The organism is Streptomyces sp. NBC_00005, assembly GCF_045160215.1.
Taxonomy (GTDB): domain Bacteria; phylum Actinomycetota; class Actinomycetes; order Streptomycetales; family Streptomycetaceae; genus Streptomyces.
On record NZ_CP108316.1, the window covers coordinates 8,420,483 to 8,433,594 of the forward strand.

Annotated in this window: 15 protein-coding genes; 11 read left to right on the forward strand and 4 right to left on the reverse strand. The window is 71.1% G+C overall.

The window, feature by feature from the left end; translation table 11 throughout:
• Positions 1–266 precede the first annotated feature (266 nt).
• The 11 genes from OG303_RS38480 to OG303_RS38530 all read left to right on the forward strand — a co-directional run bounded on the left by OG303_RS38480 (position 267) and on the right by OG303_RS38530 (position 10,534).
• The gene (locus tag OG303_RS38480) at positions 267–1,394 is read left to right on the forward strand and encodes a ParA family protein (protein ID WP_405874409.1); all 1,128 of its coding nucleotides are present in this window, start codon (positions 267–269) and stop codon (positions 1,392–1,394) included.
• Complete coding sequence (locus OG303_RS38485) at positions 1,379–1,951, forward strand: hypothetical protein (protein WP_405874410.1); 573 nt, start codon at positions 1,379–1,381, stop codon at positions 1,949–1,951. The genes OG303_RS38480 and OG303_RS38485 overlap by 16 nt, the downstream gene beginning before the upstream one ends.
• A gap of 18 nt (positions 1,952–1,969) precedes the next feature.
• On the forward strand, positions 1,970–3,079 hold the full coding sequence (locus tag OG303_RS38490) for a segregation and condensation protein A (RefSeq protein ID WP_405874411.1): 1,110 nt from the start codon (positions 1,970–1,972) through the stop codon (positions 3,077–3,079).
• The gene (gene scpB, locus OG303_RS38495; protein WP_405874413.1) at positions 3,076–3,729 is read left to right on the forward strand and encodes an SMC-Scp complex subunit ScpB; all 654 of its coding nucleotides are present in this window, start codon (positions 3,076–3,078) and stop codon (positions 3,727–3,729) included. The genes OG303_RS38490 and scpB overlap by 4 nt, the downstream gene beginning before the upstream one ends.
• On the forward strand, positions 3,729–4,850 hold the full coding sequence (locus OG303_RS38500) for a pseudouridine synthase (RefSeq protein WP_405874415.1): 1,122 nt from the start codon (positions 3,729–3,731) through the stop codon (positions 4,848–4,850). The genes scpB and OG303_RS38500 overlap by 1 nt, the downstream gene beginning before the upstream one ends.
• Before the next feature lie 106 nt (positions 4,851–4,956).
• Positions 4,957–5,919: a sigma-70 family RNA polymerase sigma factor gene (locus tag OG303_RS38505; RefSeq protein ID WP_405874416.1), complete on the forward strand. Its 963-nt coding sequence runs from the start codon at positions 4,957–4,959 to the stop codon at positions 5,917–5,919.
• A complete protein-coding gene (locus OG303_RS38510) occupies positions 5,916–6,473 on the forward strand; it encodes a TIGR03086 family metal-binding protein (RefSeq protein ID WP_405874418.1) in 558 nt (185 codons plus the stop codon). The genes OG303_RS38505 and OG303_RS38510 overlap by 4 nt, the downstream gene beginning before the upstream one ends.
• 16 nt (positions 6,474–6,489) lie before the next feature.
• Complete coding sequence (locus OG303_RS38515; RefSeq protein WP_405874420.1) at positions 6,490–7,962, forward strand: DHA2 family efflux MFS transporter permease subunit; 1,473 nt, start codon at positions 6,490–6,492, stop codon at positions 7,960–7,962.
• Positions 7,963–8,030: 68 nt separating this feature from the next.
• Positions 8,031–8,762, forward strand: coding sequence for an NUDIX domain-containing protein (locus OG303_RS38520; RefSeq protein WP_405874422.1), 732 nt, complete (start codon positions 8,031–8,033; stop codon positions 8,760–8,762).
• Complete coding sequence (locus OG303_RS38525) at positions 8,759–9,781, forward strand: ADP-ribosylglycohydrolase family protein (protein WP_405874424.1); 1,023 nt, start codon at positions 8,759–8,761, stop codon at positions 9,779–9,781. The genes OG303_RS38520 and OG303_RS38525 overlap by 4 nt, the downstream gene beginning before the upstream one ends.
• A gap of 3 nt (positions 9,782–9,784) precedes the next feature.
• A complete protein-coding gene (locus OG303_RS38530) occupies positions 9,785–10,534 on the forward strand; it encodes a DNA polymerase beta superfamily protein (protein ID WP_405874426.1) in 750 nt (249 codons plus the stop codon).
• Here the strand turns inward: OG303_RS38530 and OG303_RS38535 are convergent.
• Genes OG303_RS38535 through OG303_RS38550 form a run of 4 tightly spaced genes read right to left on the reverse strand, consistent with a single transcriptional unit; the run spans position 10,460 to position 12,938 of the window.
• A complete protein-coding gene (locus OG303_RS38535) occupies positions 10,460–11,203 on the reverse strand; it encodes a DNA polymerase beta superfamily protein (RefSeq protein ID WP_405874428.1) in 744 nt (247 codons plus the stop codon). The genes OG303_RS38530 and OG303_RS38535 overlap by 75 nt on opposite strands.
• Positions 11,204–11,225: 22 nt before the next feature.
• Positions 11,226–11,639, reverse strand: coding sequence for a Rieske (2Fe-2S) protein (locus OG303_RS38540; RefSeq protein ID WP_405874429.1), 414 nt, complete (start codon positions 11,637–11,639; stop codon positions 11,226–11,228).
• A complete protein-coding gene (locus OG303_RS38545) occupies positions 11,636–12,220 on the reverse strand; it encodes a DUF6529 family protein (protein WP_405874430.1) in 585 nt (194 codons plus the stop codon). The genes OG303_RS38540 and OG303_RS38545 overlap by 4 nt, the downstream gene beginning before the upstream one ends.
• A 58-nt stretch (positions 12,221–12,278) precedes the next feature.
• Positions 12,279–12,938, reverse strand: coding sequence for a hypothetical protein (locus OG303_RS38550; RefSeq protein WP_405874432.1), 660 nt, complete (start codon positions 12,936–12,938; stop codon positions 12,279–12,281).
• Positions 12,939–13,112: the final 174 nt, after the last annotated feature.

The following is a 13,112-nucleotide window of genomic DNA, read 5'->3' on the forward strand; positions in this document are numbered from 1 at the left end:
CGCCTCGAACGTAACCCTTTGGTCGATTCGCACACCGGTGAAGCCTGCCGTGCGACGGCCGTACGCCCTTGACAGAGGGATGTTTCATTGCCGACACATCCTGCCGGGTCCGGCGGATTGTGTTGCTGCGGACGCCCGACACGCCATAGAGTCGCCAACCGTCGGCATGGTGCCACGCTGACCTGTCTAGAAGTTTCCTGGTCACCAAGGAGGTAAGACGACTTGTGAATGAGTCGACATTTTCTCCCGGGGGTGGTCAACCAGGAATGCCTGTCCGGGGCCAAGGCCCCGAGGGATTCGAGGCTGTCGGCTCCGTCGCGGTGCGCACCTTCGCAGCCCAGCAGAGTCCGCAGGCGACTCGGACAGCACACCAGAGCATGGATGGCCATCACGTGAACGCCATGGCCGGCGACGGAAGTGGCGCGCCCCACAACCACCTCGCCGCCTACGACGAACTGCCCGAGGGGCACTTCTACGACCCCGACGCGGAGTACGAGCCGGATCCGGAATACGCGGCCACGCTTGCGCCCGACGCTGCCCGTCAGCGCCGTGAGCGCATCGGGCCGACCGGTCGCCCGCTGCCGTACTTCCCGATCCCGGGCCCGCTGACCGACCACGGCCCCGCGAAGATCATCGCGATGTGCAACCAGAAGGGCGGCGTGGGCAAGACGACGTCGACCATCAACCTGGGTGCTGCGCTCGCGGAGTACGGCCGGCGCGTGCTGCTCGTGGACTTCGACCCGCAGGGCGCGCTGTCGGTGGGTCTCGGTGTCAACCCGATGGAGCTCGACCTCACCGTCTACAACCTGCTCATGGAGCGGGGGATGGCGGCCGACGAGGTGCTCCTGAAGACGGCGGTTCCGAACATGGACCTGCTGCCCAGCAACATCGACCTGTCCGCGGCCGAGGTCCAGTTGGTCTCCGAGGTCGCGCGCGAGTCGACGCTGCAGCGGGCCCTGAAGCCGCTCATGGCCGACTACGACTACATCGTGATCGACTGTCAGCCTTCGCTCGGTCTGCTCACCGTCAACGCGTTGACGGCCGCGCACAAGGTGATAGTGCCACTGGAGTGCGAGTTCTTCGCGCTGCGTGGTGTGGCACTGCTGACGGAGACCATCGAGAAGGTCCAGGAGCGGCTCAACCCCGAGCTGGAGCTCGACGGGATCCTCGCCACGATGTACGACTCGCGCACCGTGCACAGCCGCGAGGTGCTCGCGCGTGTCGTCGAGGCGTTCGACGACCACGTCTACCACACGGTCATCGGGCGCACGGTCCGCTTCCCGGAGACCACGGTCGCCGGTGAACCGATCACCACGTACGCCTCCAACTCCGTCGGCGCCGCCGCCTACCGTCAGCTCGCCAGGGAGGTGCTCGCCCGGTGTCACGCCGAGTGAGTCTGCCGGGGGCCGACGAACTCTTCCGTACGACAGGGGGAATGGCGCTCCAGCCGTCCACTCCGCGGCGGGGGGTCAACGGCGAAGCCCGGGTCCCCGCTCCCGCGGGAGAGAGCGACGGGGCCGCGGCCGCGTCGTCCGAGGACGCCCCGCAGTCGGTGCCCGTGCAGGGCGGCGACGGCGAGGGTGCGGAGCATGTGGCCGCGGACTCGGAGGCGGCCGACGGCGGGGAGTCCCGCAGTCGCGCCGCGGCCGGGGAGCGCTCCGGCCGACGTCAGGAGGCGCAGGAAGGTTCTGTCGCCGCGGCTCCGCGCAAGCGCGGGCGGAGCCCTTCACGCCGGCCCAGCGGGCGTGAACGCCACGACGAGAAGATCACGGTCTACGTGTCCGCCGAGGAGCTCATCGACCTGGAGCACGCACGCCTGGTGCTCCGGGGCGAGCACGGGCTTGCGGTCGACCGCGGGCGGATCGTCCGTGAGGCGGTCGCCGTGGTGCTGGCCGATCTGGAGTCCCGCGGGGACGCGAGCATCCTCGTACGTCGGCTGCGCGGGCGGTAGCGATAGCCTGCGGGGGTCATGACCTCGAACGACGTTCCCGCCCCCGGCGCCTCCGCCGGCCGTCGGCGTGCGCTGGGGAAGGGGCCCGGGGCAGGGCCGGTTCCTGCGGAACCACCTGCTCCGGTGGAGGAACTCCCGGTGGCGGAGCCTCCGTTGGTGGAGCCCGGGGTCGTAGAGCCCGCAGCTGCCGAGCCGGAGCCCGAGCCCGAGCCGGGGCCCGAGTTCGAACCCGAAGCCGTAGTCCTCGCTCCTGAACCGGAGCCGGTGGCCGAGCTTCCTGCGAGTGAGCCCGAGCCCGTCGAGGCCGGTGACGGTGTTTTCAAGGTTCGGCTCGCCAACTTCGAAGGGCCCTTCGACCTTCTCCTCCAGCTGATCTCCAAGCACAAGATGGACGTCACCGAGGTCGCCCTGTCCAAGGTGACCGACGAGTTCATGGCGCACATCCGGGCGATGGGGCCGGACTGGGACCTGGACCAGACGACCGAGTTCCTGGTCGTCGCGGCCACGCTGCTCGACCTCAAGGCCGCCCGGCTGCTGCCGTCCGCCGAGGTCGAGGACGAGGCCGACCTCGCGCTCCTCGAAGCCCGCGACCTGCTGTTCGCGCGACTGCTGCAGTACCGCGCGTACAAGCAGATCGCCGACATCTTCAACCGCCGCCTCGAAGAAGAGGCCCGCCGCTACCCCCGTACCGTCGGCCTCGAACCGCACCACGCCGAGCTGCTGCCCGAGGTGGTCATCAGCATCGGCGCCGAGGGCTTCGCCAGGCTCGCCGTCAAGGCGATGCAGCCCAAGCCCAAGCCGCAGGTCTACGTCGACCACATCCACGCGCCCCTGGTCAGCGTGCAGGAGCAGGCCGGGATCGTGGTCGCGCGGCTCAGGGAGCTCGGGGAGGCCAGCTTCCGGGCGCTGGTCGAGGACACGGACGACACCCTGACCGTCGTGGCGCGCTTCCTGGCCCTGCTGGAGCTCTACCGCGAGAAGGTTGTGGCGCTGGACCAGGAGACCGCGCTCGGCGAGCTGCTGGTGCGCTGGACCGGTGGGGACGGGGACGAGACGCCGGTGGTGACGGACGAGTTCGACCGGCCGCCCGAGGTGCCCAAGGACGAAGCCAAGGAGAAGAAGGCGTGAGCGAGGAGACCACCGACGTTCCGGCGGGGCTGCACACCGTCGCCGACCTCGATCTCAAGCCCGCCCTGGAGGCCGTCCTCATGGTCGTGGACGAGCCCGCGACCGAGGAGCACCTCGCGAAGATCCTCCAGCGGCCGAAGCGGCGGATCGGGGACGCCCTGCGGGAGCTGGCCGACGAGTACGCCGTCCAGGGCCGCGGCTTCGAGCTGCGGCTGATCGCCGGCGGCTGGCGTTTCTACTCCCGGCCCGAGTACGCGGCGGCCGTCGAGGGCTTCGTCCTGGACGGCCAGCAGGCACGGCTCACCCAGGCCGCGCTGGAGACGCTCGCGGTCGTCGCCTACCGCCAGCCGGTGAGCCGCAGCCGGGTTTCGGCCGTACGAGGAGTCAACTGCGACGGGGTCATGCGCACCCTCCTGCAGCGGGGTCTGGTCCAGGAGGCGGGCACGGAACCCGAAACAGGTGCGATCCTGTACACGACGACGAACTACTTCCTGGAGCGGATGGGCCTGCGCGGCCTGGACGAGCTCCCGGAACTCGCGCCCTTCCTCCCGGAGGCGGAGGCGATCGAGGCCGAGACACTGGAAGGGGTCCCGTCGTTCGATCCGGACGCTCCGGATTCCGAGGACGCAGACGACAAGACGGAACTTTGATGCGAAGCAGCAGCGGCAGGAACAGCAGCGGAAACAACGGCGGGAGCCGTGGTGGCAACAGCGGCGGCCGCGGCGGGAGCAGCGGTGGCCGCGGTAATCAGCGCGGCGCCGGTAACAACCGCGACGACAAGCAGGGCGCCCGGCCGAAGAGGCCGCGCCCGGAGGAGCGGCGCTACGACGTGGGCCCCGGCGGCACCCAGGACGGCCCGAAGTCGGGGCGTGGCGCCTCGGCGCGCGGCGGCGCCAAGGGCGGCCCCAAGCAGGGCCAGGGCACCGGGCGCGGCCGCACGGCTCCGGCGAGCTCCCGTGAGTACGACGCCCGGGCCGAGGAGCGCAACCGGGAGCGGTACGCGGGCAAGAAGGACGTGAAGCTGCCCAAGACCTTCCCGGGCGCCGAGCAGGAGGGCGAGCGGCTCCAGAAGATCCTCGCGCGGGCGGGCTACGGCTCCCGGCGGGCCTGCGAGGAGCTGATCGAGCAGGCCAGGGTCGAGGTCAACGGCGAGATCGTCCTGGAGCAGGGCAAGCGCGTCGACCCGGAGAAGGACGAGGTCAAGGTCGACGGCCTGACGGTCGCGACGCAGTCGTACCAGTTCTTCTCGCTGAACAAGCCCGCCGGTGTCGTGTCGACGATGGAGGACAACGAGGGCCGTCAGTGCCTCGGTGACTACGTCACCAACCGTGAGACGCGGCTCTTCCACGTCGGGCGGCTCGACACCGAGACCGAGGGCGTCATTCTGCTCACCAACCACGGCGAGCTGGCGCACCGCCTGACCCACCCCAAGTACGGCGTGAAGAAGGTCTACCTCGCGCACATCGTGGGCCCGATCCCGCGGGACCTGGGCAAGAAGCTCAAGGACGGCATCCAGCTGGAGGACGGGTACGCGCGCGCGGACCACTTCCGGGTCGTCGAACAGACCGGCAAGAACTACCTGGTCGAGGTGACCCTCCACGAGGGCCGCAAGCACATCGTGCGGCGCATGCTGGCCGAGGCCGGCTTCCCGGTCGACAAGCTGGTGCGGGTCGCCTTCGGGCCGATCACCCTGGGCGACCAGAAGTCCGGCTGGCTGCGGCGGCTGTCGAACACCGAGGTCGGCATGCTGATGCAGGAGGTCGACCTCTAGAGCGTGCGAGCTGTGTGAACGGCCGGTTCCGGATCCTTTCCGGGACCGGCCGATTCGTTTTGGGCTTCCCGCCGGTCTGTACTCGTGACCGGGGAGAGGAGTGGCCATGCCTGCGACGACCACGGACCGCGACGAGTTCGTACGGCTGACGGACCCGTACCGGCGGGAGCTGCTCGCGCACTGCTACCGGATGCTGGGCTCGGTCGACGAGGCCGAGGACCTGGTGCAGGAGACGTATCTGCGGGCCTGGCGGTCCTACGACGGCTACGAGGGCCGGGCCAGCATGCGGACCTGGCTCCACCGCATCGCCACCAACACGTGTCTGACGGCGCTGGAGAGCCGCGTGAGGCGTCCTCTGCCCTCGGGGCTCGGCGGGCCGTCACAGGCGCACGAGGAGCCGCTGAGGGCCCCTGCCACGGATGTTCCGTGGTTGCAGCCGCTGCCGGACTCGCTCGTCGACCCGGCGACCGTCGTGGCCGCCCGCGGCAGTCTGCGGCTCGCGCTGGTCGCCGCGCTGCAGCACCTGCCCGCGCGGCAGCGGGCCGTGCTCATCCTGCGGGACGTGCTGGCCTGGCGGGCGCCCGAGGTCGCCGCGCTGCTCGGGACGTCCACGGCGGCGGTCAAGAGCAGCCTCCAACGCGCGCGTGCCCGGCTCGACGAGGTCGCACCGGACGAGGACCTCGTCGTCGAGCCCGAGGGGGCGTCGGACCGCGAAGTGCTCGACCGGTACATGGCCGCCTTCGAGCACGCCGACATGGACGCGCTGCTCGATCTCCTCCAGGACGGCGTCGAGTTGGAGATGCCGCCCAACTTGGAGTGGTTCCGCGGCAAGAAGGACGTGCTGCTGTTCCTGCGGGCGCGGGGGCACGGCGAGGGCCTCTACCGGATGCTGCCCACGCGCGCGAACGGGCAGCCGGCCGTCGTCATGTACGTGCGCGGGGCGGACGGCGTACTGCGGGCGCACTCGGTGCAGGTCCTCACCGTGGAGGGCGGCACGGTGGCCCGTGTCACGGCCTTCATCGACGTGGAGCAGGTCGTCCGCTTCGGGTTCCCGCGAGTGCTCTCGTGAACGCCGGGGAGCTGCTGGAGCGTTCGCTCGCCTACGCGCTGGGAAGCGTCGCCGGGGTCGCGCCCGGGAACCTGGCACGGGGCACGCCGTGCGCCGAGTGGGACCTCGCCGAGCTGCTCGGGCATCTCGACGACTCGCTGGACGCCCTGCACGAGGGGCTGACGGGCGGCCGGATCGGGCTCGTTCCCGGGGCGCCGGGAGCCGTCGACCTCGCGTGCGCGTTCCGCACGCGCGCGTGTGCAGTGCTCGGCGCCTGGGCGGCCGGGCCGGGGGAGTGGGTCCTGGTGGGTGAACTGCCGCTGGACATGCGGGTGATGGCCGCCGTGGGGTCTGTGGAGATCGCCGTCCACGGGTGGGACGTCGCGCAGGCCTGCGGGCGGTCGCGGCCCATCCCGGCCCCGCTCGCGGCCGAGCTGCTGTCCGTCGCGCGGTGCGTGGTCGCCGAGGAGGACCGGGGCGTGCGGTTCGCCGAGCCGGTCGGTGTGCCGGCGTGCGCCGGGCCCGAACCCCGGCTGCTGGCGTTTCTGGGGCGGCGCGATTCCTTTCCGGGGTGAGGGTGGTCTGCCTTCCGTGAGTGACCTCAAGGACCTCACGGAAGGCACCGTCATGAGCGACACCCTGAAAGTCCCCCTCCGCACACCACCGGCCGAACAGCTACCGGCCCGACGGGTGTGGACCGTCGTACTGGCCGGGCTCGGCGCGCTGCTGTGCTCCCTCGACGTCGTGGTCGTCTCGACCGCGCTGCCCGCCCTGCGGGCCGATTTCGGGGCGAGCCTGTCCGACCTGGAGTGGACGATCAATGCCTACAACCTGGTCTTCGCCTGCCTCACCCTGACCGGCGCCGCGCTCGGCGACCGGTTCGGGCGGCGGCGGATGTACATCGTCGGGCTCGCCGTCTTCACCGTGGGCTCCGCCGCCTCCGCGCTGGCGGGCGGCCCGGGCGAGCTCATCGGCGCGCGCATGGTGCAGGGCGCCGGAGCGGCCGTACTCCTCCCGCTCACCCTGACCCTGATCAGCGAGGCGTTCCCGGCCGAGAAGCGCGGCGTCGCCATCGGGGTGTGGGGCGGGGTGACCGGCCTCGGCGTGGCGGCCGGACCCGTGCTCGGCGGGGCCGTCACCGAGGGCCTGTCCTGGCAGTGGATCTTCTGGCTGAACGTGCCCCTCGGGCTGGCGATGCTGCCCCTCGCCGCCACGAAACTCCGCGAGAGCCACGGCACCCGGCCGCAACTCGACCTGGTGGGGCTGGTGTTGGCGGCCGCCGGCCTGACGGGCCTGGCCTGGGCGCCGGTGCGGGCGCCCCAGGTGGGATGGGGGAGTGCCGAGGTGCTGTCCGCGCTGGCCATGGGCGTCGTGTCCATGGTGGCCTTCCTCGCCTGGGAGCGCCGGGGCGCCCGTTACCCGATGCTGCCGCTCGCGTACTTCCGCCGGCGCGGCTTCGCCACCTCCAACGCGGTCGCCTTCCTCCTCTTCGGGTCCCTGCTGGGCGCCCTCTTCATGATCACGCAGCTCTTCCAGACGGGGCTCGGCTACTCCCCGCTGGAGGCGGGCGTGCGCATCCTCGTCTGGAACGCCATGCCACTGCTGGTGGCCCCGGTCGCGGGCGCGCTCGCGGACCGCTTCGGCACCCGGCCCTTCATGCTGGGCGGCCTGGTCCTGCAGGCCACCGGCCTCGCCCTGCTGGCCTGGCAGGTCGAACCCGGAGTCCGGTACGGACAGCTCGTCGTCCCACTGATCATCGCCGGCATCGGCATCTCCATGGTCTTCCCGAGCGTCGCCAACGCCGTGACCTCCTCCGTCCCCCTCGGTGACGCGGGCGTCGCGGCCGGCGTGAACAACGCGCTGCGCGAACTGGGCGGCGTCTTCGGCGTCGCCGTCGCCGCCCTCGTCTTCACGCAGTACGGCGGTTACGGCTCACCCGCCTCGTTCCTGGACGGGTGCGCACCGGCGCTGTGGGTGTCGGCGGGAGCCGCGGGAGTCGGCGCGCTGGTGGCGGCGTTCGCACCCTCCCGTGGCCAGGAGGTATCCCTCGCGCGGGAGTTGTGACCGACGGGTTGTGGAAGAGCACCCGCCCTCTTTATAGTCGTAGTGACTATTAAAGGGGGTGGGTGCGCATGACGTTCAACAAGTCGGACTACGACAAGTACGCCTACGAACCCTTCGCCGTCACCGTCGACCTCGCCGTCCTGACCATCCGCTCCGGCGCGCTGCACGTGCTGCTCGTCGAGCGCGGGCATGAGCCGTACGCCGGTCACTGGGCGCTGCCCGGCGGCTTCGTGGAGCCGCGGGAGTCGGCGGAGACGGCCGCCCGGCGTGAACTCGCCGAGGAGACCGGCCTCGCGGACGTCACCGGGCTGCACCTGGAGCAGCTGCGGACGTACAGCGAGCCCGACCGTGACCCCCGGATGCGGGTCGTGTCCGTCGCCTTCACCGCGCTGCTGCCCGACGCGCCCGAGCCGCACGCCGGCAGCGACGCGGCACAGGCGAGCTGGCTGCCGTACGACTCGGCCCGGCCGCTCGCCTTCGACCACGACCGGATCCTGGCCGACGCCCACGAACGCGTCGGCGCCAAGCTCGAGTATTCCTGTCTCGCCACCGCCTTCTGCCCGCCCGAGTTCACGCTCGGCGAGCTGCACCTCGTCTACGAGACGGTGTGGGGCACCGCCCTGGACCGGCCCAACTTCCGCCGCAAGGTGCTCGCCACGCCCGGTTTCGTCGAACCGGTCCTGGGCGGCGCGCGTCTGACCGGTGGCCGCGGCAAGCCCGCCGCCCTCTATCGCGCGGGACCGGCCGCCGGCCTGCACCCGCCCCTCCTCCGACCGTCCCCGGAAGGACGCCCCGCATGACCGCAACGACCGTCAGGAAGCAGGCCGCCACAGGCGCGCTGACCGGGCTCGCCCTGGGGGACGCGCTCGGCTATCCGACCGAGTTCGACGACGTGCCGACGATCATCGCCAAGCACGGGCCCTGGCGGGAACTTCCGCTTCCGAAGCGCGCGTTGGTCTCCGACGACACGCAGATGACGCTGGCGTTCGGACACGGGCTGCGGACGGCGATGGACCGCGGGGTGCTCGCGCCGAAGCGGCTGGAGCGGCCGCTGCGCGAGGAGTTCGTGAACTGGTACCAGTCGCCGGAGAACAACCGGGCGCCGGGGAACACCTGCCTGCGGGCCTGCAGCCTGCTCAAGGACGAGAGCCGGTTCTGGCAGGACGCCAGTCAGATCGACTCCAAGGGCTGCGGCGCCAACATGCGGGTCGCGCCTGTCGGGCTCGCCCCCGGCCTGAGCGACGAACAGCGCGCGGGCGCCGCACAGTTGCAGTCCGCGCTCACGCACGGGCATCCGACGGCCCTCGCCGCCTCCGACCTCACCGCCCGCGCCGTACGACTGCTCGCGCAGGGCGCCGAGCCGACCGGACTCGTCGGCCTGCTGCGCTCGTACGCCCTCGAGAACCGCAGCCACTACCACCACACCTGGCTGGGCGACCTGTGGACCCGCTCCGACGACGCCACCCCCGAGCAGTTCATCGCGCGAGGCTGGGACGAGTGCCTGGAGATCCTCGTGCGCCTCCAGGATGCCGTGCGCACCGTCTCGCCGGAGACCGACCCGTGCCTGGCGACCGGTGCGGGCTGGATCGCCGAAGAGGCCCTGGCGACCGGCCTGTTGTGCTTCCTGCTGTTCGTCGACGAGCCGGTGACGGCCATCCGGCGGGCGGCCTGCACCTCCGGCGACTCGGACTCCATCGCCTGTCTGACGGGGGCCTTCGCGGGCGCGTACCTGGGCGTCGACGCATGGCCCACGGAGTGGGCGGACCGGATCGAGTACCGGGGCGACCTGCTGACTCTCGGAGCCCTCTGGGACTCTTGAGCGGTGATCGACGCCCTGGACATCGACCTGACGCCGGTGGTCGCCGAGCAGCCCGACCCGGTGCTGTTCGCGACCGTCTCCGGCGCGCACCTCTACGGCTTCCCGTCCCGCGACTCGGACGTCGACCTCCGGGGCGTGCACCTGCTGCCGGCGGCCGACCTGTTGGGGCTGCGCGAGCCGGACGAGACCCGGTCCCGGATGTGGGACCGGGACGGCGTCGAGATGGACCTGGTCACCCACGACCTGCGCAAGTTCGTACGGCTGATGCTGCGCCGCAACGGCTATGTGCTGGAGCAGCTGCTCTCGCCCCTGGTCGTGCACACCACCGACGCGCACCGGGAGCTGGCCGCGCTCGCGCCGGGCGTCCTCACCGGCCACCACGCGCACCACTACCGCGGGTTCGCGACGACCCAGTGGCGGCTGTTCGAGAAGACCGGCCAACTCAAGCCGCTGCTCTACACGTTCCGCGTCCTGCTCACCGGCATCCATCTGATGCGCAGCGGCGAGATACAGGCCCATCTGCCCACGCTGCTGGGCGAAGTGGACGCGCCCGCCTATCTGCCGGAGCTGATCGCGGCGAAGGCGGAGCGGGAGCACGGGGACGCCGATGTCGACCACGCGCGCGTGGTCGACGACGTCGAGCGGCTGCACGTGGTCCTGGACGAGGCGCAGGACGCCTCAGCCCTGCCCGACGCCCCCACCGTGTACGACGCCCTGCACGACCTCGTCGTACGGATCCGTCTGGAGGGCTGAGGCGCGGCGGACGCGGACGAGGAAGTCCTCGACGCGGCGCCGGTCCGGGTCCTCGGGGAGCGGGCTGCGCCGGGAGGCCTCGTCCGCCTCGGTCGCCAGGCGGTTCATCCAGGACTCGACCTCCGGCCAGGGGACCTCGCCGCGCTTGACCGCAAGCAGGGGCCCGCGCCGGTCGCCGACATCGATCGTGAGGGCGCCTGTGCGCAACAGGTCGCGGGAGCTCATCAGCAGGCGGAGCAGGTGCATCGCGTGCTTCCAGCGCGGGGCGCCGTGCGTGCGCACGTCGGCCTCCAGCTTCTTGCGCTGGCCGAGCGCGTAGCGCGTGAACGTCTCGTGGGCCCGACGGGAGAGGAACGCCCCACGCAGCGCCAGGAGTTCACGTCCGGTGTCGTCGACGTGCTCGACGAGCGGGGAGTGCAGGCACTCCAGGATGTTCGGGTTCGCGCGCAGGGCCAGCTCGCAGAAGCGCTCCAGCTCCCAGCTGAACTGCTCCTCGGCCGGGCCCTCGACATGCGTCGGCGGCTTCTCGAAACGCCAGAACAGGGGGGTGGGGGCGAGGAACACACCCCGGCGGTCGGTGTCGCTGCCGTTCGTCGCCAGACCGAAGGCGCGCGAACCCATCACGCAGGCGTAGATCGTGTGGTCGCGGACCAGGCTCTCGGGCTGCATGCCCGGGAGCGTACGCGGCGTCTCACGCCAGACGGATCGAATTTCCCTCCACCTTGATCTGCTCCGCGGGCAGCGGCTTCGGCGCCGGACCGCCGGCCACCGAGCCGTCCGCGATGCGGAACTCGCTCTTGTGGCACGGGCAGTGGATGATGCCGTCCGCGATGCTGCCCACCGTGCAGCCCTGGTGGGTGCAGACCGCCGAGAAGGCCTTGAACTCGTCCTTCTTCGGCTGGGTGACGACGACCTTCTCCTCCTTGAAGATCTTGCCCCCGCCGACCGGGATCTCGGAGGCCTTCGCCAGCTCCTGCCCGCCGGAGGCGTTCACGGAGGACGATCCGGAGTCGTTGTTGTCGCCGCCGTACTTGCTGCAGCCCGCGGCGAGCGTCGCCGCGCCCGTCGCGAGGAGAACCGTGCGTCGCGTCGAGCGATGGGTCATGTCGTCACTCCGAAGGTGCGGAAGAACCAGAGGGCGGAGGTCAGCCAGAGGAGGGTCAGGCCGGTGAAGACCAGCCCGCCGACGAGCGGCAGCAGCCAACCGGGAAGTCGCTCCCAGCGGAGCAACAGCATCTTGGCGCTGAAGGCACCGAAGAAGAAACAACCCAGGACAGAGTGCCACAAAACGCGCGTTTCATACGTCTGATATCCCAGTGCGTACAGGCAGTGCACGGCGACCGGGACCGCCACGAGGAACGCGATGCGCCCCGACCAGCGGTGCAGCGTCGCCGACCAGCGCGGGCCCGGCAGTTTGCCGTACACCATGAACGCGCTGACCACCTGGACGAGTGCGAAGAAGAACGCGGCCGTCGCCAGCCACGACTTCACCGCGCCCGTGCTGCTGAACCCGGCGATGTTGAAGGCGGTGCCCGCCGGGTCGTGGGTCTTGCCGTACACGCCGAGGGCGACGGCCACCGCGGCCGCGACCAGGGCAGGGATCAGGTAGCGGACGGGGCTGGGGGCGCGGTGGGCCGGTGGCGGGGACGGGAAGTTCTGCGTGGCGGCGTTCGGGTCGACGGTCATGGTCGGCTCCCTGGGCGGACTGTGGTATCGAAGGCTGACGGAGCGTGTGCCTGGGCTGTCAGGGTGTGACGGGACGTGCCGTGAGCTGCTGTCCGTCGACCGTTACCGCGCCCGTGTCCGGGTCGATGCTGGGTGCGGCCGAGGCGACCGAGTCGCGGGTGACGATGCCGACCTGCTTTCCGCCCGGCAGGACGATCCAGCCGCCGTCGATCTTGGCGCCGCGCACCGTGGCCGTCGCCCGGTACAGCCCGGACGGCTTCTTGGCCTTGTCGGCGCTGAAGGCGTAGTGCCCGCCGCCGACGTCGACCGTGCCGCTGATGCGCTTGCCCTCCTTCAGGGTGCCGTTCAGCTCGTCTCCGTTCTTGCCGGTCAGGCGCATGCTGCCGTCGTCCTTGACGTCGCCCTTCAGCCAGGACTCCTTGGCGCGGCCGTCGCAGAAGTACGCGACCGCCTTGCCGTCGTCCACCGTGACGGCGACGGCGGACGAGTCGTCGTCGGTCCGGCCCGCGTAACTGGCGTCGGGCACGGGTGTCCGCGACGGCGACGGGCTGGGTGGCGCGGAGGTCTTCGTGGGCGCAGGCGACGCCGTGGCGGTCGGTGACTCCTTCTTGGCCGTGGACGAGACGCTCTTCGTCCCCGTCGTCGCGTTGAGCGACAGCATGAACAAGCCGAGCAGCAGTCCCGCGATCAAGGTGATCAGCGGTCCAGGACGCTTCATACGGGCCCCCCGAGGCGAGTGTCCTGCCATCAGAGCGGACCGGCGCCCCGGCGTAAAGAGGCGCACAGGGACGTCTGACGCCAAGTAGCGGAATCGGGGCGATTCGGTGACATTGGCAATGTCTCCGGTACTCGCGGCGAGCGGTGTGCACGGCCCTTGTCCGTCTCAGCGGGC

Coding starts and splice junctions, on each gene's coding strand:
- OG303_RS38480 (WP_405874409.1), top strand. CDS start 267: ATGCCTGTCCGGGGCCAAGGCCCCGAGGGATTCGAGGCTGTCGGCTCC.
- OG303_RS38490 (WP_405874411.1), top strand. CDS start 1,970: ATGACCTCGAACGACGTTCCCGCCCCCGGCGCCTCCGCCGGCCGTCGG.
- OG303_RS38500 (WP_405874415.1), top strand. CDS start 3,729: ATGCGAAGCAGCAGCGGCAGGAACAGCAGCGGAAACAACGGCGGGAGC.
- OG303_RS38505 (WP_405874416.1), top strand. CDS start 4,957: ATGCCTGCGACGACCACGGACCGCGACGAGTTCGTACGGCTGACGGAC.
- OG303_RS38520 (WP_405874422.1), top strand. CDS start 8,031: ATGACGTTCAACAAGTCGGACTACGACAAGTACGCCTACGAACCCTTC.
- OG303_RS38525 (WP_405874424.1), top strand. CDS start 8,759: ATGACCGCAACGACCGTCAGGAAGCAGGCCGCCACAGGCGCGCTGACC.
- OG303_RS38535 (WP_405874428.1), bottom strand. CDS start 11,203: ATGCAGCCCGAGAGCCTGGTCCGCGACCACACGATCTACGCCTGCGTG.
- OG303_RS38540 (WP_405874429.1), bottom strand. CDS start 11,639: ATGACCCATCGCTCGACGCGACGCACGGTTCTCCTCGCGACGGGCGCG.
- OG303_RS38545 (WP_405874430.1), bottom strand. CDS start 12,220: ATGACCGTCGACCCGAACGCCGCCACGCAGAACTTCCCGTCCCCGCCA.
- OG303_RS38550 (WP_405874432.1), bottom strand. CDS start 12,938: ATGAAGCGTCCTGGACCGCTGATCACCTTGATCGCGGGACTGCTGCTC.